Origin of the sequence: Sphaerisporangium sp. B11E5 (genome assembly GCF_039871875.1) — a bacterium.
GTDB lineage: Bacteria > Actinomycetota > Actinomycetes > Streptosporangiales > Streptosporangiaceae > Sphaerisporangium.
Genome location: NZ_JBDPMD010000046.1, coordinates 1 through 20289, shown reverse-complemented (window position 1 = coordinate 20289; position 20289 = coordinate 1). Strand labels below are relative to the sequence as shown.

The following is a 20289-nucleotide window of genomic DNA, read 5'->3' as shown; positions in this document are numbered from 1 at the left end:
GGCCTGGGCCTCCTCCAGTTCTCAGGGGCCGGCCGGTGGACGGCGTGGCGGGTGTCGGCGGCATCGGCCCGCGCGGCACCTCGCGCACCATCCGCTCAGCACTTTGCCATCGCGACGGCCGCCGTTACCCGGGGCAGCTGCGGGGGCCGACGGTCTGACCTGCCGCGGCGACGGTGACCTTGGCCGGGTTTTCCGGGAGCGTGGCGGTGGCTGTGCACACGATCTGGTCGATGGCCAGTTCGGACAGGTCGCGGGGCGGGGCGGAGAGGGTCACCACCACGTTGCCGGCCGAACCGGCGGTCACCGAGAACGGGGCGGCTTCGGGGGGGACGTCGGTGGTGAAGCCGTTGGCCTGTTCGCTCACGGTGGGGCCGGCGGCCAGCAGTGTGAGGAGGTCCGCCTTGAACAGTGGACGACCGCGGGGGCTGGGGCGCTTCACCGGGCTGAGCCGGCCGCTTTTCACCAGGTAGAGGGTGATCGTCGTGGTGGGGGCGACGGGCCCGCTCGGTGGGTCGCCGGCGGGGATGACGTCGCTGGGGCGCACGCCGCAGCCGGCCACGGCGGCCAGCGATACGAGGGCCGCGGCGAGTACACGGTGGGCCGGCCCGGGCCTCATTCGGGGGCTCCGGCGGGATCGTGTGGGTGGCGTGGCAGGCGAAGGGTGAAGACGGCGCCGCCGTCGGGGGCGTTGTGGACGGTGAGGTCGCCCTGGTGCAGGCGCGCGTTCTCCCGTGCGATGGCGAGGCCGAGGCCGCTGCCCTCTGATCTGGCCCTGGCCGCGCTGGCCTTGTAGAACCGGTCGAACACGTGCGGCAGCACCGCTTCGTCCAGCCCGGGTCCGTGGTCGCGGACCTCGACGGTGATCCAGTGCGGGTCGGCGGTCAGCCGTACCGACACCGGTGGCTCGCCGTGCCGCAGGGCGTTGCCGACCAGGTTCGCGAGGATGACGTCCACCCGGCGCGGGTCCAGCCGTGCCGTCACCGCGGGGGGAAGCTCGGTGTGCACCTGCTCCGGCCAGCCCCGGGCACGCAGGGTCGCGCGCACCAGCTCGGTCATGTCTATCTCGTTCAGCGCGAGGGCCGCGACGCCGGAGTCGAACCTGCTGATCTCGATGAGGTCGTTCACCAGCCCGGTGAGGTTGATCGTCTCCTGGCTGACCAGCCTGGCGGCCCTGCCCGCGGGCTCGGGCAGCCGGGCCGCCTCCTCGTCGAGGACGTCGGCGACCGCGGCGAGCGCGGCCAGCGGGGTGCGCAGCTCGTGGGACACGTCGGCCACGAACCGGCGGGCGTCGGCCTCCATCTCGCGGAGCTGTTCGACGTGCCGTTCCAGCTCCGCGGCGGTGTTGTTGAACGTGTGCGCCACGTCGGCCAGTTCGTCGGAGCCGCGGACCGCGATCCTGGTCCGCATCTCGCCCTTGCCCAGCAGGCGTGCCGCCCGGCCGAGTTCACGCACAGGAACCAGCACGCCACGGGTGGCCAGCAACGCGAGGACCACCGCGAACGCCAGAGCCGCCCCGCCGGTGAGCCAGGCCCCTGCGGCGAGCTCGTCGATGTTGCGCTGCTCGGGGAGCAGGCTGCGCGCGGTGTAGACCTCGATGCCGGACGCCCGCGTCGTCCGGTCCCGCTCGGCGATCATCAACGGCGCGCCGATGATCAGGACAGGTTCGCCCTGCCACACCACGCGTTGCCACGCGATGTCGCCGCCGGCCACCGTCCGCCGCAGCTCCGGTGAGATCATCTTGGGATCCAGGATCGGCATGTCCCCTCCCGGCCTCCAGTGCACCGGCGGCGGGCCGGGCACCTCGGGATCCGCGTCCGGCGTGTCCCCTCCGGGTCTCGATCGCCTCAGCGGCGGGCCGGCCGACGAGTGCGCCTCGTGGTAGACGGCGATCGCGGAGCTGTTCCGGTCGGACGCGGCGCGGGCGATCTCGGCGAGCTCCTCCGGGCCCGGTGCCGGACTCCGCAACGGGAAGAGCGCCTCCAGGCGGCTTGTCATCGCCTGCACCGCGGCGTCCTGGGTCCGCTGCAGGATGGCGTTGCGGGCCTGGACGTACATCCCGCCGGCCACCGCCGCCGCGGTGACCACGCACAGCAGTGCGAACGCGGACAACAGGCGGGCACGCAGCCCCAGGTTCGGCCGAGGTGCCATCGGGGGTCACACCGGCCCGAACCGGTACCCGAACCCACGCACCGTCTGCACGTAGACGGGTGCCGCCGAGTTGTCCTCGATCTTCGCGCGCAGCCGCTGCACGCACGCGTCCACCAGACGCGAGTCACCGAAGTACCCGTGCTCCCACACCGACTCCAGAAGCTGCTGGCGGCTGTGCACCCGGCCCGGTGTGCCGGAGAGTTCGAGCAGCAGGCGCAGCTCGGTCGGGGCGAGGCTGACCGGCACGCCGCGGTGGGCGACCACCAGCGCGGCCCGATCGATGGTCAGGTCCCCGTGCTGCTCCAGCTCCGCGTGGTCCCGGCCGATGCGCCGGAGCACCGCGCGGATGCGTGCGTCGAGCACCCTGGGCTGCACCGGCTTGACCACGTAGTCGTCGGCGCCCGCCTCCAACCCGGCCACCACGTCCATGTCGTCCCCGCGCGCGGTCAGCATGATGATCGGGATCTCACCGGCGGCCCTGATGCGGCGGCAGACCTCGAACCCGTCCATGCCCGGCAACATCAGGTCGAGCACGACGACGTCGGGGGGGTCCGCACGCAGCCGGTCCAGTCCCTGCTCACCGGACTCCACCGCGCGCACCCGGTGCCCATGCTGGGTCAGGGCCAGCTCGAGGCCCTCCCGCACGGCCGGGTCGTCCTCGATGAACAACACCCGCGACACGCCGCCGAGTTTCATGACACGCTCCGTAACTCGCCCGCCGGTCGACCCCGTCCACTGTGGACCGGCCGTGTCCCCTCCTCGTCCGCGCCGTGTCATGGTTGTGTCACGGTGGCGCCGACGGTGGCCGCCGTCGATGAACGGTGACATGCGGCGGACGACGCACGCATATTCGGCGCCAATCGTAGTTCGTCATGAACGAACCACGTATCATCCCGGCCCGGCCCCGTGACCGGCTGTTCGCCGCGGTCACGCTGGTCCTCGCCGTGCTGCTGCTGCCCGTGGCGTTCGTCCGCCGTCCCGGCCGCGGCCGGGAACTGGCCTGCCGCTGGGCGTTGCGGATGCGATTCCCCGCCGAGGACCTCACCGGGCTCACCGACGGCGCCATGGCGGCGTTCACCGCGGCGCGCACCACGGCGCTCTGGCGTCACGGCCAGCTCATCGGCCTCACCTCGGGATACCGCGATCCCGTCGTCCAGCAACGGATGTTCGACGAGGAGGTGCGCCGCTCCGGCTCCCCGGCCTCGGCACGGATGCTCGTGTTGCCACCGGCGGAGTCCCCCCACGTCAAGGGCGTCGCGCTGGACGTGCGCCCCTACGAAGGCGCGCGCTGGCTGGAGGAACACGGCGCCCGCTACCACCTCTACCGCATGTACGACAACGAGTGGTGGCACTTCGAGTACCGCCCGGACACCGGCGGCACGCCACCACGACGACGACCCCACCCCGGCGTGGGCCACGTGATCGAGAACGGGCACCAGGCGTAGCCAGGTCCGGTCCACCCATGGTGCGTTCGGAGAGGGGTCAGGGGTATGTCATCGGAGAACAACGACGGGTCCGGATCGCTGGGGCGGCGCCTGCGAGCGGCGCGCGAGACGGCGTTCGTGGGGCGGGAGGACGAGCTCGCGGTCTTCGACGCGGCGTTGCGCGGCGGCGGCTGCGGCGTTCTGTACGTGCACGGTCCCGGTGGCGTCGGGAAGTCCGCCTTGCTGCGGCGGTTCGCTCACGAGGCCGCGGTGGCGGGACGGCCGGTGTCCATGGTGGACGGGCGCACGTTGGAGCCGTCGGCGGCGTCCGGGGCCGAGGCGGAGCTGGTGCTCCGCGGTGCGGACGCGGTGCTGCTCATCGACGACTTCGAACGGATCCAGGGCTTGGAGGGATGGCTGCGCGAGCGGTTCCTGCCGCGGGTGCCCGTGGGGGCGCTGGTGGTGATCGCGGGGCGGAACCCGCCGGACATGCGGTGGCAGGCGGATCCGGGATGGGCGGGGACGCTGGAGGTGCTGCCGCTGCGCGACCTGCGGGCCGAGGACGCGCGGGCCCTGCTGGACTCCACCGGGGTGCCGGCCGAGTCGCGCGAGCCGCTGCTGGCCTTCGCCGGTGGCCATCCGCTGGCGCTGCTGCTGGGGGCGGCCGTGGCGGTGAAGGACGGCGGGGCCGGCAGGCGGTGGACGCCGGATCAGGACGTGGTGGCCACGTTGCTCGATCATTTGGTGGGCGAGTCGCCGTCGGCGGCGCATCGGCATGCACTGGAGATCTGCGCGCACGCGTACATGACGACGGAGGACCTGCTGCGGGCGGCCCTGCCGGAGGACGCCGGGACGTTGTTCCGGTGGTTGAGGCGGTTGCCGTTCGTGGAGTCGAGCAGCCTCGGGCTGTTCCCGCACGGCGTGGTGCGGGAGCTGCTGGAGGCGGATCTACGTTGGCGGGATCCGGAGAGGTACGCGGTGATGCACGACCGCGTCCGTGCGCATCTGGCGGAGAGGCTGCGCACGGCGAGCGACGTGGACGTGCCCGGCGCGGTGGCGGCCCTGCTCTATCTGCGTCGCGGCGACGGGGCGCCGGCCGATCTCCACGGCCGCCACGGCGAGGGCGAGTTCCAGGAAGAGGTGCTGCGGGAGGAGGACGTCGGCGCGCTGCTCCGCGTGGCGACGGCGGCGGAGGGTGCCGCGTCCGCGGGCCGCGCCGCCTTCTGGGCGGGACGCCGGCCGGAGGCGTTCCGGCTGTACCGGAGGACCGCGACCGGCGAGCCCGTGGCCTTCTCCGCGTGGCTGCGGCTGGCGGAACTCGACGAGGAGGAGCTGACGGCCGATCCCGTCGTGGCCATGGCGTGGGCGCACGCGCGTGCCACCACGCCGTTGCGCGCCGGTGAGCACCTGGCGGTCAGCCGGTTGTGGGCACTGCCGCCGTACCGCGGGAACTCGCCGGTGATGGATCTGATCCAGTGGCGGGCGATCGGCAACTGCCTGCGGTCCGAAGGGATGGCATGGTCATGTATCCAGATCCCCCATCCGAACCAAGCGTGGGTGGAGCGTCTACGGCGGCACCACGGGATGCGTGACATCCCCGGACAGCCACGGCTGGGCGATGACGCGTACACCCTGTTGGTTCATGACTGGCGCGCGGTGCCGGCGCAGGCGTGGCTGGAACGGATGAACCGACCGCTCGTCGCGGGGCCTGCCGGCGGCCCGAGTGCCACGACGGCGAAACTGGCGGTGTTGTCCCAGGCGGAGTTCGCCGAGGCGGTTCGCAAGGCGTTGCGCCGGCTGTCGCGGCTGGACGCGCTGGCCGCCTCCCCGCTGACGCGCACCAGGCTGGTCGCCGAGCGGGCCGGGCAGAACCCGGCCACGGCACTGGCCGACCTGCTACGCCGGGCGGTCGACGACCTGCGTGAGGATCCGCGCTCGGTCAAGTTCCACCGGGCGTTGTCCGTCACGTTCGTCCAGGGCACGCCCACCCAGGAGCTGGCCGCGGAACGACTCGGCCTCCCTTTCACCACCTACCGCCGCCATCTGACGGCCGGCGTCGAACGTGTCTGCGCCGACCTGTGGCACCGGGAGCTGTACGGCACCGACGCGCCGGCGTACCGGTCCCCGCCGTGAACGGACACGGCCAAGGCCGTGTCAGCCGGCGAGCACGAAGCCCGCCGCCGCCTCCGCGTGCAGGCGAGCGCTCGGCAGCACCGGGACGGCGCTGTCCTTCTCGCTGATCAGCAGCTCGATCTCCGTGCAGCCGAGGATGACGCCCTCAGCGCCGTCGTCCGCGAGATCATCGATGATCCGGGCGAACGCCTCCCTGGACGACTCCCGGAGCACCCCGCGCACCAGTTCGTCGAAGATCACGTGATGGACCAGTTCCCGCTGCTCACGCCGCGGGACGACCACGTCGAAGCCGTGGGCGGCCAGCCGATCCCGGTAGAAGGGCTCCTCCATGGTGAAGCGGGTGCCCAGCAGGCCGACCTTGCGCATGCCCCTGGCGCGGATCTCGGCACCCAGGACGTCGGCGACGTGCAGCACGGGCACGCTCACGGCCCGCTCCACGTCGTCGCTCACCTTGCTGAAGGTGTTGCTGCAGATGAGCAGGAGGTCGGCGCCGAGATCCTGCAGTTTCCTGCCCGCACCGCTCAGCAACGTACTCACCTCGTCCCAGCGGCCGGCGAAGATGAGGTCCTCGACGGTCGTGTAGTCGACCGACCAGACGAGGCTGTTGGCGGAGTGGCTGCCGCCGAGTCGCTCGCGTACCCGCTGGTTGACGACCTGGTAGTAGATCACCGTCGATTCCCAGCTCAACCCGCCGATGAGACCGATGGTGCGCATGGAGCTCCGTTTCGCCAGCATGCGCCGGCACGTTAGACGGAGTTCCTGCTCATCCAGCAGACCAAAAACTGTTCAGCCGTCCGTGCTCCGGTCAACTGGGCAACAAATGGCCTGGGAACCGGTCAGGCGCAGAGCCGACACTCCGCAGGCTGTTCCCGCGCCGGCGGACACCGTGCCGCCGAGCTGTCTCCGTACCACTGAGGAAGGCTGATCGATCGTGACCGAACGCGTACGCGTGGCCGTGCTGGCGGGTGGACCGTCCGCCGAGCATGAGGTGTCGCTGCAGTCGGCACAGGCTGTCCTCGATGCTCTGCCGAGGGATCTGTACGAGCCGGTCGCCGTCATCATCGACCGGCAGGGCCGGTGGCCGGTGGAGTTGCGGCGTGATCTGGCGGACGTGGTCTTCCCCGCGTTGCACGGGCCCTTCGGCGAGGACGGCGTCGTCCAGGGCCATCTGGAGACGCTGGGCATCCCGTACGTGGGCTGCGGTGTCCTGGCCTCTGCCGTGGCCATGAACAAGGTCGCGATGCGGCGCACGTTCCTGGCGGAGGACATTCCGGTGACCCCCTATGTGTGGTTCACCGAGCACGAATGGCGCACCACCACCGACTGCTGGGGTCTGGTGAAGTCGCTCGACTGGCCGATGTATGTCAAACCGGCCAACATGGGCTCCTCCATCGGCATCTCCCGTGTCACCTCCATGGAGGAGCTGCGCGCGGGTGTCGATCTGGCGCTGGCCTATGACCGGGTGGTGGTCGTCGAGCAGGGCGTGACCGCGCGCGAGGTCATCTGCGGCGTGCTCGGCGACCATGACACTCCGGGTGCTTCGGTGCCCGGCGAGCTCGTCGTGCCCGGCGACTGGCTCGATTACGAGGCCAAGTACCTCAGCCAGGCCGAGATCGCCGTCATTCCCGCCGTGCTGCCGGAACGGGTGGCCGAGGACGTGCGCGAGCTGTCCCTGCGCGCTTTCCGGGCGATCGGTGCCTACGGCCTGTCCCGTGTCGACCTCCTCTACGAGGAGGACACGGGACGCCTGTACGTGCTGGAGATCAACACCATGCCCGGCTTCACCTCCCGTTCCGTCTACGCCAGGGCCTGGGCCGCGAGCGGCGTCCCGTACCCGGACCTGCTGCGCCGCCTCATCGACCTCGCGTTCGCCAGGAGCGGCTCGTGATCCCCATGACGCTGGACAAGATCGCGCAGGTCGTCGGCGCACGCCTGTACGACGTGCGCGACCCACGGGCGTTGGTGACGGCGCCCTCGGCGGTCGACTCCCGTGAAGTGGTGCCTGGCGGCCTGTTCGCCGCGACGGCCGGCGCCCGCGCCGACGGTCACGACTACGCGGCCGGCGCCGTCGCGGGCGGCGCCGTCGCCGTGCTGGCCTCAAGGCCCGTCGGCGTGCCCGCCCTCGTGGTCGAGGACGTCCAGCTCGCGCTCGGCCTGCTGGCCAGGCACCTGCTCGAGAACATCAGCCCTACCGTGATCGGCCTGACCGGCTCCGTGGGCAAGACCACGACCAAGGACCTGCTCGCCCAGGTGCTCGAACGGCACGCCGCGACGGTGGCCACCGACAGATCGTTCAACAACGAGCTCGGGCTGCCGCTCACCGTGCTGCGTGCCGATGCCACCACCCGATACCTGGTGCTGGAAATGGGTGCGGGCCGGAAGGGCGACCTGACGTACCTGACCGGGCTCGCACCGCCCCACGTCGGGCTGGTGCTCAATGTCGGCACCGCACACGTGGAGCGCATGGGAGCCGGGCCGGCCGACGTGGCCGAGGCCAAGGGCGAGCTGGTCGAGGCACTTGCGGCGGACGGGTTCGCGCTGCTCAACGCCGACGACCCGTACGTCATGGGCATGGCAGGCCGCACCAGGGCCCAGGTCCTGTTGTACGGCGGGTCGGCGCAGGCGCAGGTGCGGGCCGAAGACGTGCGGACGGCCGACCGCGCGCGCACCGCGTTCGAGCTGGTGACGCCCTCCGGCCGCGCCCCGGTCGAGCTCGGCCTCATCGGCGAGCACCAGGTGAGCAACGCCCTGGCCGCCGCCGCCGTCGCCACCGTGCTCGGCCTGGGCGTCGCCGAGATCGCCGATGGGCTGAGCGCCGCACGGCGGCGCTCCGCCGGCCGGCTGGAGATCGTCGAACGACCCGACGGCATCACCGTCGTCGACGACGCCTACAACGCCAGCCCCGAATCCATGCGGGCCGGGCTGCGGGCGGCGAAGGCCCTGGCCGGCAACCGTCGTACCGTGGCCGTGCTCGGCGCGATGGGGCAGCAGGCGGACGCCTCCCGCGCCCGGCACGCGGAGATGGGCCGGCTCCTCGCCGACCTCGGCTTCGACGTGCTGATCGCGGTCGGAGCGGGGGACCCGCTCGCGATGGCGGAGGCAGCGGAAGCCTCGGACCGGGGGGTGGCCGTCCACACCGCCGAGGACGTGGCCGGGGCCGTCAGGCTGGCCACGGCCCTTCTCGAGCCGGGGGACGTGGTGTTCGTCAAGGCCTCCAGCGAGATCGGGCTCGGAGCCTGCGCCCGTGCGCTGGCCGGCGCCTGACCGCGAGGGTGTTGTACGGCAAGCTGATGATGTGAGTGTCCATGTGCCTTCGGATGATGTCGGAGTCCCGCGGGCGCAGGCCGGCCCCAACCCGCAACATCTGCTGACGACCTTGCTGGGGGAGTATCTCGACTCCTCCGATGCCGACCTTCCGTCGATGGCGGTGGTGGCGATGCTCGGGGAGTTCGGCATCAGTGAGGCCAGTGCGCGGGCCGCGTTGTCCCGGCTGACCAAGCGTGGCCTGATCGCCGTGCGGGGGCCCGGGCGGCCGCCGGTGTACCACCTCACGCCGCAGGCGATCGCCAAGCACCGGTCCCGGATGGATCAGTTCCTGAGCTTCGGCGCGCGTCCGCCGCGGTGGACCGGCGACTGGGTGACCGTGTCCTTCTCGATCCCCCAGTCCGGGCAGGCCCCCCGGCACGCGATTCGCAAGGCTCTGGGGGCGCTGCGGTTCGCGCGACTGTACGACAGCGTGTGGATCCGGCCCGGAACCGACTCCGGTCCGGTCACCAAGGCGCTGCACGACATCCTGGACGACGTCGACGGTGCCCGGTGGTCGGTGATGCACACCCGGTTCGAGCAGGAGGCCGGTCCGCACGGTCCGGCCGCCGCCTACGACCTGGCCGGCCTGGCCTCGGCTTACCAGGCTTTCATCGCGCGGTATGCGGACCTGCGGGTGGCCGTCCGCGAGCGGAAGGTCGACGCGACCCTGGCACTGGTGGCCCGGACCTCCGTCATGGATTCCTGGCGCAAGTTCCCCGACATCGACCCCGACCTTCCCGAGCACCTGCTGCCGGCCCCCTGGCCCCGCCAGACAGCCAGGGATCTCATGCTGGAGATCCATTCCGCGCTCGGCTCGCTCGCCCAGGCCCGGCTCATCCAGGTCGCGACACCGTACTGGCCGGACGCCGCGTCCTGGATCACCCACTTCCAGGCATCGGAGAACTCCCTCTCGGTCCCGGCCGGCGGGCACAGAAGGTAGAAACTTTCACCCTCCTGACGACGGCGCTGCCCTCGGAGGCGCGTTTCGTCAGGGGTGTTCCAGGTCGGCGCGCGCACCGCACCGCGCACCGAGTTGACACTTTTCATGACCGCATTGATGGTAACTGCACGCTGCTCTCATCGGCGCGTCCCCGCCTGACAGCCGCATCCCGGCACCCAGCGCCGTCGTGACACCATCGGAGGGCGAATTGAGAAAACGCTCCATCATCACCGCGGCACTGACGGCCGCGGTCGCGTCGGTCTGCGCCGCGGCAGTGGCGCTCACCTCGACACCCAGCGCCGCGGCGGTCGGCGGCTCAGGCCCCTACCCCGCCGACTACGAAACCGCCACCACCCTGCCCAACCACACCATCTACCGCCCCGGCACCCTCCCGGCCGAGAAACTCCCCATCTACGCCTGGGGCAACGGAGGCTGCTCGGCCAACGGGCTCTCCCAGCACAACTTCCTGCGCGAGATCGCCTCACACGGCTTCCTGGCCATCGCCAGCGGCGGCCCCAACGCCTCCGGCTCCACCACCTCCCAGATGCTCACCCAGTCCATCGACTGGGCCATCGCCGAGAACAACCGCCAGGGCAGCAAGTACTACGGCAAACTCGACACCACCAAAATCGCCGTCGGCGGCTTCTCCTGCGGCGGCCTGGAAGCCTACGCCGTCTCCAACGACCCACGCATCACCACCACCACCATCTTCAGCAGCGGCCTGCTCAACGACGCCGACGACTACCAGCTGCGCCGGCTCACCAAACCCATCGCCTACTTCATCGGCGGAACCAGCGACATCGCCTACCCCAACGCCATCGACGACTGGGGCAAACTCCCCGCAGGACTCCCCGCGTTCATGGGCAACCTCAACGTCGGCCACGGCGGCACCTACGGCCAGACCAACGGCGGCGAATTCGGCCGCGTAGCGGTGCTGTATCTGAAGTGGCGGCTCAAGGGCGACAGAACAGCCGGCACCACCTTCGTCGGCCCCAACTGCGGCCTGTGCAACACCCAGTGGCAGGTCCAGCAGAAGAACCTCACACTCGACGGCGACCCCTCCCCCACCCCGACCCCGAGCCCCAGTCCCTCGCCCTCACCCAGCCCCAGTCCGTCCCCTTCCCCCACACCCAGCGGTGGGACCGGGGGCTGCTCGGCGACCTACTCGGTGGCGAACCAATGGGGCGGCGGGTTCGTCGCCGCCATCAACGTCACGGCGGGCGGCAACGCGATCAACGGCTGGAGGCTCACCCTCACCCTGCCCGCCGGAGCCGCGATCACCTCCATGTGGAACGGCGTCAACTCCGGCACCAGCGGCACCGTGACCGTCACCAACCAGAGCTACAACGGGCGGCTGTCCGCCGGACAGAGCACCAGCCTCGGGTTCCAGGGCAACGGAACCGGCGCCGGCGCCACCGTGACCTGCACCGCCACCTGATCCGGGCCCGCCCGGGGCAGGGCGCGCCGCAGCCGTGACGGCGGGCCAGGGACCTCGGTCCCGGCCCGCCGTCACGGCTTCACCCCTGCGCCGCCGGGTGTACGAAAGGGCTCAGGGAATGGCGGGACACGCGGGGATATCCGCAGGAGTCTTCCGGTGGAATTTTCAGCGCAGGTACCTCGTCGTCAAGGTACGCCCACCCAGATATGCCAGATAGGCGTCTCCCGGCCCCTGACACCGTCGATCCAGGCATCCAGCGGCTGTTGACAGCGACTTTCTCCTCGTATTTGCTCCCCTTCACGCCGCCTCCAGTGAGTCAAGGAGAGAGGTAGTTCAGCCGAAGACGGGTTGTTAGCGCTAACAACGTCGGGTGCGGTGTCTGGCGGCAACCACGTCGCGTGACCGAGCGCTCCAGCAACCGGCTCTGCCTGCCCCAGGCATTTCCGCGCATGACCCGACAAGGAGGGACGTAACAGTGCGACGACGTGTGAGTGGGTCACCGGCACCTGATGCTGCCGGCGGGCCGCGACCGAAGCCGGGCCCTCAAGGGTGGTTGACCAAGCGCGTCATGGCCGCGGTGATGGCCGTAGTCGGACTGCTCGCGGTGACCGTCGCGACTCGACCGGCGTCGGCCGACGACAATCCCTACCAGCGGGGCCCCAACCCGACCTTGTCCAGCGTGGCGGCCAACAGGGGGACCTTCGCCACCGCGCAACTGAGCGTGCCGGGGGACGGCTTCGGCAGTGGGTCGATCTACTATCCGATGGACTCCAGCCAGACTTACGGCGGGGTCGCGATCGTGCCCGGCTACTCCGCCCTGTTTTCGGTCGAAGAGGAGTGGATGGGTCACTGGCTGGCATCCTTCGGATTCGTCGTGATCGGCATCGAGACGCTCAGCCGCACCGACAGCGCGGACTCCCGGGCCACTCAGCTCCTCGCCGCGCTTGACTACCTCACGCAGCGCAGTGCGGTGCGCACTTGGGTCGACCCCAACCGGTTGTCGGTGATCGGCCACTCCGCGGGCGGCGCCGGCGTCATCACCGCGTTGCTCCGGCGGCCCACGCTGAAAGCCGCGGTCGGACTCGCGCCCGGCTCCCCAGTGGGGAACTACAACATGTCCAACGCCCGGGTACCGACCATGTTCATCTCAGGACAGCGGGACACGACCGTCACGCAGTCCTATCTGAACGGGATATACACCACTATTCCCGCTACTACCCCCAGCGCCTGGGTGGAGTTGACCGGTGCGGACCACCTGTTCGCGACACGGCCGAACACCAATGAAATGCGGATGCTGATCCCCTGGTTGAAGATCTTCGTCGACAACGACACCCGGTACACCCAGTTCCTGTGCCCACTGCTGGACCCCAACGGCATCTCCATGTATCGCAACAAGTGCCCGTACAGGCCGTCGCCGTCGCCGAGTTCGTCGCCCAGCCCGTCGCCCTCGCCGTCCGTCAGCCCGTCGCCCTCACCGTCCGCCAGCCCCTCCCCCTCGCCGTCCGTCAGCCCCTCGCCCCAGCCTCCAGGCGCCTGCACCGCGAGCTACCGCACGGTGAACTCATGGTCCGGCGGCTACCAGGGCGAGGTCACCGTGAAGGCAGGCAACGCGGCGGTCAACGGGTGGACCGTCAGATGGACGCTGAGCAGCGGCCAGTCGATCTCCCAAGTGTGGAACGGCACCCTGAGCGCCAACGGTTCCGCCGTGACGGTGACGAACGCCTCGTACAACGCCTCGATCCCGGCCACCGGCACGACCACGTTCGGCTTTCTCGGCAACGGCGCCCCCTCGGCCCCGTCCCTGACGTGCACCAGCCCCTGACCACAACGTGATGACCGCATGCGATGGCGCATGCGGTCATCACGCATTCCCCTCGTGCGCTGATTTCGTCGGGATATGCGACCAATTGGTGACGATCGGAGTGTCCCAGCCGGGAAGGGGTAGCTGGGGAACATGGCCGAATTGAAGGCGGATGCGGCGGCGTGCGAGCGGGTGGTGGCGGGGCGTTACCGGCTGGTGGAGCAGCTCGGGTGCGGGGGGATGGGGGTCGTGTGGCGGGCCCTGGACCTGGTGCTGGGACGGGAGGTGGCCGTCAAGGAGTTGCGCGGGGTGGAGAGGCTGACGCCGCAGGAGCGTGAGGTGTTCTGCGTGCGGACGTTTCGCGAGGCCAGGGCCGCGGGGCGGATCGGGCACCCGGGAGTCGCGGCGGTTTATGACGTTTTCGCGGAGGACGGGTATCCGTGGATCGTCATGCAACTGGTGTCGTCACGGACGTTGCGGGCCGTCGCTTGGGAGAGTGGGGGGTTGACTCCACGTCGGGTGGCGGAGATCGGGTCTCAGGTGTTGGAGGCGTTGACGGCGGCGCACGAGGCCGGGGTGCTGCATCGTGATGTCAAGCCGGAGAATGTGCTGATCGGGGTGGACGGGCGGGCGGTGCTCACTGATTTCGGAGTGGCGGCGCTGGAGGACGACGGGCCGATGACCCGTACGGGGGTGCTAGTCGGCACTCCGGCTTATGTCGCGCCTGAGCGGGCCGTCGGCGGCGCGGCCACGCGTGCTTCGGATCTTTGGTCCTTGGGGGTCACGCTCTATCAAGTGGTGGAGGGGCATTCGCCGTTCCAGCGGGCGAACGTGCTGGCTACGCTCGCCGCGATCATGAATCAGGAACCGCCGCCGATGCGGAACGCCGGGCCTCTGGCACCGGTCATCGAAGGACTGCTGGCCAAGGAACCCGAGGATCGGATGGGCGCGGCCGAGGCCGCGCAGCTGCTGGCCGCCGTCGCCGCGGGGCAGGAACTGGATACCCCGGGCCGCGTCCACGTCGGCGGTGGACGTGCGGCCCGCGGCACGGCGCCGATGCCGGCGGTGGCCCGGCGCCCGCGCGTGGGGGTCGTGGTCGCGGTGGGGGCCTCGACGTTGATGGCCGGCGTGGTGGTGGGGGGAGCCGCTTACCTGACCGGACGGCCGGACCGCGGTGTGACGGGTGCCGCGGTGCCTACGGTGACGGTGATCCAGACCTGGACCGTCTCTCCCGCGCCTCCCTCGTCAGGGGCGACGCCGCAAGCGCCGGTGACCGGACCCGGGCCCGGGGAGCGAGGGACCACGCCAGGCGGCCGTGCGCCGGAGGACGGGCCCGAGGCGGTGAAGCCGGTCGCGGTGGCACCTCCGCCGCCTGACACCAAGCCCGGCCCGCGGGACAAGCCCGCCCCGAAGGACAGGAATTCCTCGGGCGGCGGAGGCGGGTTGCCCAAGGACGTGGCCAAGAACGTGAGGAAGAACCTCGAGGCCGCCGAGAAGAAACTGGACGGCGTCATCGGCCGTGGCAGCGGCAAGGACAAGTAGTGCGACGGCCCGGATCGCCGGGCCGCCGCTCCACGGTCAGGATGGGGTGCCGGTGACCGAGCTTCCCGGCCTGGTGACGTGGTAGGTGAGGGTCGCGCCGCTCCAGAAGTGGAGGCCCACCGCCGCCATGCGACGGTGGGCGGGCGTGGCCCAGGTCACGCTCCCCGGTGGGAGGGCCGCGGCCTCAAGGATGAACAGAAAATTGCAATCGTTGCCTTGGCGCCGGGGTCACGCCTTGGTCTGGCTCAGCAGCCAACGCAGGATGGCGCCGTTCTCGTACTCATAGGTGGGGCCGTACGCCGCGTGGTGGTCCGGGAGTGAGAACGCCGCGTCCTCCCACTCGGTGTACCGCAGCAGGGTGTCGATCTGCTCGGGGGTCTTGCCCCGCGCGGTGTACGCGTTCCGCAGCAGCGTCCGTGTGTTGCGGGCCAAGTTGATGTTCAGCAGGTGGTCGTGCACGCCGTGGGTGACCCACAGCGGGATCTCCGCGGCGGCGATGGCCGCCGCCTGCTCGGCGTTGACCGCGAAGCCGCCGGTCACCAGGCCGCCGGCGAACAGCTCCGGACGTTTGGCGAACGCGTTCCACAGCAGTTGCGAGCCGTACGAGACGGTGGTGGCGTAGACCCGCCGCTTGTCGACCGCGAAGTCCTTGAGGAACTGGTCGAGCATCTTGACCAGCAGGTCGGCCTCGGCCGGGCCGCCCACGCGCTGGTGTTGCGGCGCGAGCACGATGACGTCCTCGGTGCCGCCGGTCCACTCCGGCCGCAGCCACGCGGTCGCGGGGATGTCCGCCGCCACCTGGACCAGCGGATTGTCGCCGTCCCAGCCCATGCCGTGCCCGGGCAGCACGACCATCAACGGGTACTTCTTCGCCGGGTCGTAGTTCGCGGGCAGGTGGTAGTGGTACGGCAGCACCATGCCGCCGGACAGGTACGAGCCGTACCGGAACTCGTCGGCCAGCAGGTTGACCGCCTTCTCGGTCACCTTCCGCGAGGTGCCCGGCGCCGCCTTGGCCAGCACCGGCCCCTTGCCGATCCCGAGACCGGGGCGGCCGTGCACGTTCTTGCGCTGCACCACCCGGGTGGGCAGGTCCTGGTTCACCTTCACCGTGCACAGGAAGGTCGGGCACTTGGAGACGACCACCGTCCAGCCGGCGTTCTGCTCCGGGTCCAGTTCGACGATGACGTACCGTCCCGGCACCGAACGGTGGTCGGCCCGGGTGGTGGCGGCGTCGTTCGTGTACGTGCTGGTGACCTTCCGGTCGGTCAGCTTGGGCAGGTCCTCGACGGGGTTGAACCGGAAGTTGTAGATCGTGTCCTGCACCGAGAACGTGGAGTTGTCCAGTTCCCGCGGGTTGACGGTCTCGCCGTACTCGACCGCCACCGCGGAGACCTTCTGGCCGTAGGTGGAGATCGTCGTGATGGGGGTGATGCTCTTGATCCCTGCGCCGTCGTCTCCGCCGGGGTGCCCGCCGTATGTCAGGCCCGACGCCGTGAGGGCCAGGGCTGTGGCGACCGCCGCGGCCCATCTGCCGATGTTCATCTGGTTCTCTCTTTTGTTACGGGGATGCTAAATCGAATTAGCTCACTCATATGATCGTCTGTGAGCCGTGTCAAGGTGCTAATACGATTTAGCTTCCCCGATCACCCCCTGCACCGTCGTCCCGCGGACGTCGGTGCAGGAGGGACCGGGCCCGGTCAGACCGTCGTACCCGCCACGCCGGAGTCCCGCACGGCCGGGGTGTCCGTGGTCAGGTCCTGGCGGCTGGTCTCGCGGAGCGCGAGCACGCAGACCACGGTCAGCAGGCAGCACGCGGCGATGACCAGCGAGATCGTCGTCGTCGCGGTGCCGCCGGCCGACGCGTCGAGCTGGGCGAACAGCAGCGGGGCCAGGCCGGCGCCGAGCCCGGCGAGCTGGTAGCCGAGCGAAGCTCCGGTGTAGCGGCTCCTGGTGGCGAACAGCTCGGTGTACAACGCGCCGAGCGGGCCGTACATCATGGGGTGCAGGACCGCCTGGCCGAGCACGAGCGCCACGGCGAGCAGGACCGTGTCGCCGGTGTTCACCATCGGGAACAGGACGAAGCCGAACGCGGCCATGAGCACCGCGCCCGCCACCACGATCGGGCGGCGTCCGACCCGGTCCGACAGGGCCGACCAGCCGATGATGCCGATGACGGCCAGCGCTGAGGAGAGCGTGAGGCAGTTCAGCACGGTCTGCCGGGTGAAGCCGGTCCGCACGCCGTAGGCGATGAGGTAGGTGGTGAGCGTGCCCTGGGCCACGAAGGCGGACAGGCCGACACCCACCCCGAGCAGCAGGACCTTCGGGTGGGTGCGCAGCACGTCGAGCAGCGGCGCCCGGGTGGTGCGGTCCCTGACCGCCTCGAACACCGGGGTCTCCTCGACCCGCAGCCGGACGAACAGGCCGATCGCCAGCAGCACGACGCTGAGCAGGAACGGGATCCGCCAGCCCCAGCTCAGGAACGCCTCGTCGGAAAGGACGGAGGCCGTGACGGTGAGGGCGCCGGTGGACAGGACCATGCCGAAGGGGGCGCCGGCGTTGGTGAAACTCGTCCACAGGCCGCGCCTGCTGGTGGCGTGCTCGGCGGACATCAGCACGGCGCCGCCCCACTCGCCGCCGACGGCGATGCCCTGCAGGATCCGGAGCGTCACGAGCGCGACGGGGGCGAGGACGCCGATCTGCGCGTAGGTGGGGAGCAGGCCGATGAGGACGCTGGCGACCCCCATCAGCACCATGGTCAGCACCAGCATGCGCTTGCGGCCCAGCCGGTCGCCGAAGTGGCCGAAGATCACGCCGCCGAGCGGCCTGGCCAGGTACCCCGTGGCGAACGTGCCGAAGCTGGCGACCGTGGCCGTCAGCGGGTCGAGGGCGGAGAAGAACACCTTGTTGAAGACCACGGCCGCAGCGGTGGCGTACAGCAGGAAGTCGTAGTACTCGACGACGCTGCCCAGGAAGCTGGACGTGACCGCGCGCCGTAACTGGAGCCGGCTGGGGGGTGTGTCGGACAGGTTCGGCATGACCGCTCCTTGTCTGGGGACGCGAGACGGAGCATGGCTGTCTCGCCCCGGAGGTTAGGCACCTTCCTGACGGCCGTCAACACTCTGCCGAATATGAGCCGTTCGTCTCATGTCCCCTCCTGGCCGAGGCCGAGCAGGCGTACGGCGTTGTCCTTGAGGATCAGGGGACGGACGTCGGGCTTGATGTCCAGCGTGGCGAAGTCCGACAACCAGCGGTCCGGGGTGATCATCGGGTAGTCGGAGCCGAAGAGCACCTTGTCCTTCAGCAGCGTGTTGGCGTACCGCACGAGTTGCGGCGGGAAGTACTTCGGCGACCACCCCGACAGGTCGATGTAGACGTACGGCTTGTGCGTGGCGACCGCCAGCGCCTCGTCCTGCCAGGGGAACGACGGATGGGCCAGGACGATCCGCAGCTCGGGGAAGTCCACGGCCACGTCGTCCACCAGCATCGGGTTGGAATACTTCAACCGGACCCCGCCCCCGCCCGGCACGCCGGCGCCGATGCCGGTCTGGCCGGTGTGGAACAACGCCGGCACACCCAGCTCCTCGATGGCCTCGTACAGCGGGTAGGCCGCCCGGTCGTTGGGCGCCATGCCCTGGATGCTCGGGTGGAACTTGAAGCCGCGCACGCCGTACTTCTCGACGAGCCGCCGGGCCTCGCGGACGCCCGCCCGGCCCTTCCACGGGTCCACGCTGCCGAAGGGGATGAGCACGTCCGCGTGCTCGGCGCAGCTCTCGGCGATCTCCTCGTTGGAGATGCGCGGATGCCCCGTGGCGTGCTCGGCGTCGACGGTGAACACCACCGCCGCCATCTTGCGCTCGCGGTAGTAGGCGGCCATCTCGGGGACGGCCGGTCTCTTGTGTTCCTTGAAGTACTTCTCGGAGGCGCGGAGCAGCTCCGGGTTCAGCGAGGCGTGCCCGGCGGCGGAGACCTCCGCGTGTGTGTGCACGTCGATCGCGACCAGTTCGGCGACGTTCATGGCCGCCACCTCTCCCGGCAGATCCATGGGACGTCACCTCTCGGCCGGCAAGCGCGACAACGCCGAATCTATGGCGCCAATGTGACGCCCGTCAAAGATGTGCATCACATAGGAGGACCGTACCCTTTTGCTGTGACTTCCGGCGGCGACGAGGACCAGACGGTGCCATCCGTGCGCCCGCAGTCCCTCATGTTCAGTTTCCTCGGCATCTACGTGCTGGGCCGGGCCACTGCCGTCTACTCCGGAAGCGTCATCGATGTGTTCGCCCGCCTCGGCGTCTCCGAGGAGGCCGTGCGGTCGACGCTGGCCCGCATGGTGAAGCGGAACCTGCTGGCACGGCACCGGCGGGGACGCAAGGTGTACTTCGGGCTCACCCCGCACGCCGCGGAGATCCTCGCGGACGGGCGCAGGCGGGTGTGGGAGACCGGCGCGGTGAACCGCGACTGGGACGGCACGTGGACGCTCGTCGGGTTCTCCCTGCCGGACAGCCGGCGCAGCACGCGGCACGACCTGCGCTCCCGGCTCATCTGGGCAGGGTTCGGGCTGCTGCAGAGCGGGTTGTGGATCGCTCCGGGGGTGAGGGACGTCACCGGCGTGCTCGCCTCGCTGGAGCTGGGCGACCACGTGACCGTGCTGACCGCCAGGGCGTCCACGCCGACCGAGGCCGCCGACCTCGTGAGGAAGGCGTTCGACATCGAGCAGATCGCCCGGCGTTACCAGGCGTTCCTCGCGCAATGGGACACCTCCCGGCCGTTTCCCTCCGCGCCGGACGACCTGGCGCGGCAACTGCTGCTGCACACCGACTGGCTGCACCTCGTCCGCCAGGATCCCCACCTGCCGACCGAGCACCTGCCCGGCGACTGGCCGGCGATCCGCGCCGAGCAGGTCTTCCAGGCGCTCGCCCACGAGTACGACCCGCGTGCCAGGAAGCTCGCGGACGTCGTGCTGGACGAGCTCACTCTCTGACACCGCGGGGGGTGCGGGCCCGGTACCGTGCGGGCTCGCACCCCGGTCCGCGATCACGCGCAGATCGTGCCGTTCAGGGCGAAGCGGTCGGGTGAGGTGTTGGTGCCGCTGTAGGTGCCCTGGAAGCCGAAGCTCAGTTGCGCGCCGGGCGCGACGGTGGCGTTGTAGGAGACGTTACGCGCCGTGGCCTGCGTGCCGGACTGGGTGACGGTGGCGTTCCAGGCGTTGGTGACCTGCTGGTTGCCCGGCCACGACCAGGTGACGGTCCAGCCGTTGAGCGCGGCGGTGCCGTTGTTGGTGACGGTGACGTTGGCGGTGAAGCCGTTGTTCCAGGTGTTGGGCACGTAGGTGACGCGGCAGGCACCGCCGAAGGTCGGGGTGGGAGTCGGTGTCACCGTGGGGGTCACCGTCGGGGTCGGGGTGACGGTGGGGGTCACGCTAGGGGTGGGGGTGGGGGTGGGGTTGGCGCCGGTGAGGCCGAAGAATTCGATGGCGCGCAGGCCCATGCCGCTGGAGGGGAGGGAGTGGCCGGCGCCTTGGATGCTGTAGGCCTCGACGCGGACGGTTCCGGTGGTG

18 protein-coding genes are annotated in these 20289 nt (G+C 70.4%); 9 read left to right on the top strand and 9 right to left on the bottom strand.

The window, feature by feature from the left end; all coding sequences use genetic code 11:
- Positions 1-124 precede the first annotated feature (124 nt).
- From ABGB17_RS30785 to ABGB17_RS30775, 3 genes are read right to left on the bottom strand one after another with little or no spacing between them, the layout of a single operon-like run.
- The gene (locus ABGB17_RS30785; protein WP_347635950.1) at positions 125-616 is read right to left on the bottom strand and encodes a GerMN domain-containing protein; all 492 of its coding nucleotides are present in this window, start codon (positions 614-616) and stop codon (positions 125-127) included.
- Positions 613-2148, bottom strand: a complete 1536-nt coding sequence (locus ABGB17_RS30780; protein WP_347635946.1) for a HAMP domain-containing sensor histidine kinase — start codon at positions 2146-2148, stop codon at positions 613-615. The genes ABGB17_RS30785 and ABGB17_RS30780 overlap by 4 nt, the downstream gene beginning before the upstream one ends.
- 6 nt (positions 2149-2154) lie before the next feature.
- Complete coding sequence (locus ABGB17_RS30775) at positions 2155-2829, bottom strand: response regulator transcription factor (RefSeq protein WP_347636096.1); 675 nt, start codon at positions 2827-2829, stop codon at positions 2155-2157.
- 191 nt (positions 2830-3020) lie between these two features.
- Between ABGB17_RS30775 and vanY-N the strand changes: the two genes are divergently transcribed.
- Complete coding sequence (vanY-N, locus tag ABGB17_RS30770; protein ID WP_347635942.1) at positions 3021-3593, top strand: D,D-peptidase/D,D-carboxypeptidase VanY-N; 573 nt, start codon at positions 3021-3023, stop codon at positions 3591-3593.
- Between the two features lie 45 nt (positions 3594-3638).
- Positions 3639-5705 (top strand): ATP-binding protein, encoded by a 2067-nt coding sequence (locus tag ABGB17_RS30765; RefSeq protein ID WP_347635938.1) that lies wholly within the window; start codon positions 3639-3641, stop codon positions 5703-5705.
- 21 nt (positions 5706-5726) lie between these two features.
- On the opposite strand, the gene ABGB17_RS30760 is transcribed toward ABGB17_RS30765, so the two are convergent.
- Positions 5727-6440, bottom strand: a complete 714-nt coding sequence (locus tag ABGB17_RS30760; RefSeq protein WP_347635934.1) for an aspartate/glutamate racemase family protein — start codon at positions 6438-6440, stop codon at positions 5727-5729.
- 196 nt (positions 6441-6636) lie between these two features.
- On the opposite strand from ABGB17_RS30760, the gene ABGB17_RS30755 reads away from it, so the two are divergent.
- The 6 genes from ABGB17_RS30755 (at position 6637) to ABGB17_RS30730 (ending at position 14732) form a co-directional block, all read left to right on the top strand.
- A complete protein-coding gene (locus tag ABGB17_RS30755; RefSeq protein ID WP_347635930.1) occupies positions 6637-7593 on the top strand; it encodes a D-alanine--D-alanine ligase family protein in 957 nt (318 codons plus the stop codon).
- 5 nt (positions 7594-7598) lie between these two features.
- The gene (murF, locus tag ABGB17_RS30750; protein WP_347636092.1) at positions 7599-8969 is read left to right on the top strand and encodes a UDP-N-acetylmuramoyl-tripeptide--D-alanyl-D-alanine ligase; all 1371 of its coding nucleotides are present in this window, start codon (positions 7599-7601) and stop codon (positions 8967-8969) included.
- A 43-nt stretch (positions 8970-9012) separates the two neighbouring features.
- Positions 9013-9951 (top strand): PaaX family transcriptional regulator C-terminal domain-containing protein, encoded by a 939-nt coding sequence (locus ABGB17_RS30745; RefSeq protein ID WP_347635925.1) that lies wholly within the window; start codon positions 9013-9015, stop codon positions 9949-9951.
- 208 nt (positions 9952-10159) lie between these two features.
- Entirely contained in the window at positions 10160-11389 is a 1230-nt protein-coding gene (locus ABGB17_RS30740; RefSeq protein WP_347635922.1) for a cellulose binding domain-containing protein, read from the top strand.
- Positions 11390-11942: 553 nt separating this feature from the next.
- Positions 11943-13211 (top strand): cellulose binding domain-containing protein, encoded by a 1269-nt coding sequence (locus ABGB17_RS30735; protein WP_347635918.1) that lies wholly within the window; start codon positions 11943-11945, stop codon positions 13209-13211.
- A 132-nt stretch (positions 13212-13343) separates the two neighbouring features.
- Positions 13344-14732: a serine/threonine-protein kinase gene (locus ABGB17_RS30730; protein WP_347635914.1), complete on the top strand. Its 1389-nt coding sequence runs from the start codon at positions 13344-13346 to the stop codon at positions 14730-14732.
- Between the two features lie 36 nt (positions 14733-14768).
- Here the strand turns inward: ABGB17_RS30730 and ABGB17_RS30725 are convergent, their stop codons facing one another.
- From ABGB17_RS30725 to ABGB17_RS30710, 4 genes are all read right to left on the bottom strand, one after another.
- Entirely contained in the window at positions 14769-14891 is a 123-nt protein-coding gene (locus ABGB17_RS30725; RefSeq protein ID WP_347635910.1) for a hypothetical protein, read from the bottom strand.
- 69 nt (positions 14892-14960) lie between these two features.
- Positions 14961-16274, bottom strand: a complete 1314-nt coding sequence (locus tag ABGB17_RS30720) for a hypothetical protein (RefSeq protein ID WP_347635906.1) — start codon at positions 16272-16274, stop codon at positions 14961-14963.
- 155 nt (positions 16275-16429) lie between these two features.
- Positions 16430-17767, bottom strand: a complete 1338-nt coding sequence (locus ABGB17_RS30715; RefSeq protein WP_347635902.1) for an MFS transporter — start codon at positions 17765-17767, stop codon at positions 16430-16432.
- Between the two features lie 107 nt (positions 17768-17874).
- Positions 17875-18774, bottom strand: coding sequence for an amidohydrolase family protein (locus tag ABGB17_RS30710; protein ID WP_347635898.1), 900 nt, complete (start codon positions 18772-18774; stop codon positions 17875-17877).
- Between the two features lie 105 nt (positions 18775-18879).
- Here ABGB17_RS30710 and ABGB17_RS30705 point away from each other — a divergent pair, with 105 nt between their 5' ends.
- Positions 18880-19713 carry a PaaX family transcriptional regulator C-terminal domain-containing protein gene (locus tag ABGB17_RS30705; RefSeq protein ID WP_347635894.1) on the top strand — a complete coding sequence of 278 codons (834 nt, stop codon included), beginning with the start codon at positions 18880-18882 and terminating at the stop codon, positions 19711-19713.
- Between the two features lie 53 nt (positions 19714-19766).
- Here ABGB17_RS30705 and ABGB17_RS30700 read toward each other — a convergent pair.
- Positions 19767-20289: cellulose-binding domain-containing protein (locus ABGB17_RS30700; RefSeq protein ID WP_347635890.1), on the bottom strand; the 523-nt coding region annotated here is incomplete at its 5' end.

Excerpts from the sequence above, each read along its gene's own strand:
- ABGB17_RS30785 (WP_347635950.1), bottom strand. The coding sequence starts at position 616 with ATGAGGCCCGGGCCGGCCCACCGTGTACTCGCCGCGGCCCTCGTATCG.
- ABGB17_RS30715 (WP_347635902.1), bottom strand. The coding sequence starts at position 17,767 with ATGCCGAACCTGTCCGACACACCCCCCAGCCGGCTCCAGTTACGGCGC.
- ABGB17_RS30720 (WP_347635906.1), bottom strand. The coding sequence starts at position 16,274 with ATGAACATCGGCAGATGGGCCGCGGCGGTCGCCACAGCCCTGGCCCTC.
- ABGB17_RS30730 (WP_347635914.1), top strand. The coding sequence starts at position 13,344 with ATGGCCGAATTGAAGGCGGATGCGGCGGCGTGCGAGCGGGTGGTGGCG.
- ABGB17_RS30765 (WP_347635938.1), top strand. The coding sequence starts at position 3,639 with ATGTCATCGGAGAACAACGACGGGTCCGGATCGCTGGGGCGGCGCCTG.
- ABGB17_RS30780 (WP_347635946.1), bottom strand. The coding sequence starts at position 2,148 with ATGGCACCTCGGCCGAACCTGGGGCTGCGTGCCCGCCTGTTGTCCGCG.
- vanY-N (WP_347635942.1), top strand. The coding sequence starts at position 3,021 with ATGAACGAACCACGTATCATCCCGGCCCGGCCCCGTGACCGGCTGTTC.
- ABGB17_RS30710 (WP_347635898.1), bottom strand. The coding sequence starts at position 18,774 with ATGGATCTGCCGGGAGAGGTGGCGGCCATGAACGTCGCCGAACTGGTC.
- ABGB17_RS30760 (WP_347635934.1), bottom strand. The coding sequence starts at position 6,440 with ATGCTGGCGAAACGGAGCTCCATGCGCACCATCGGTCTCATCGGCGGG.
- murF (WP_347636092.1), top strand. The coding sequence starts at position 7,599 with ATGACGCTGGACAAGATCGCGCAGGTCGTCGGCGCACGCCTGTACGAC.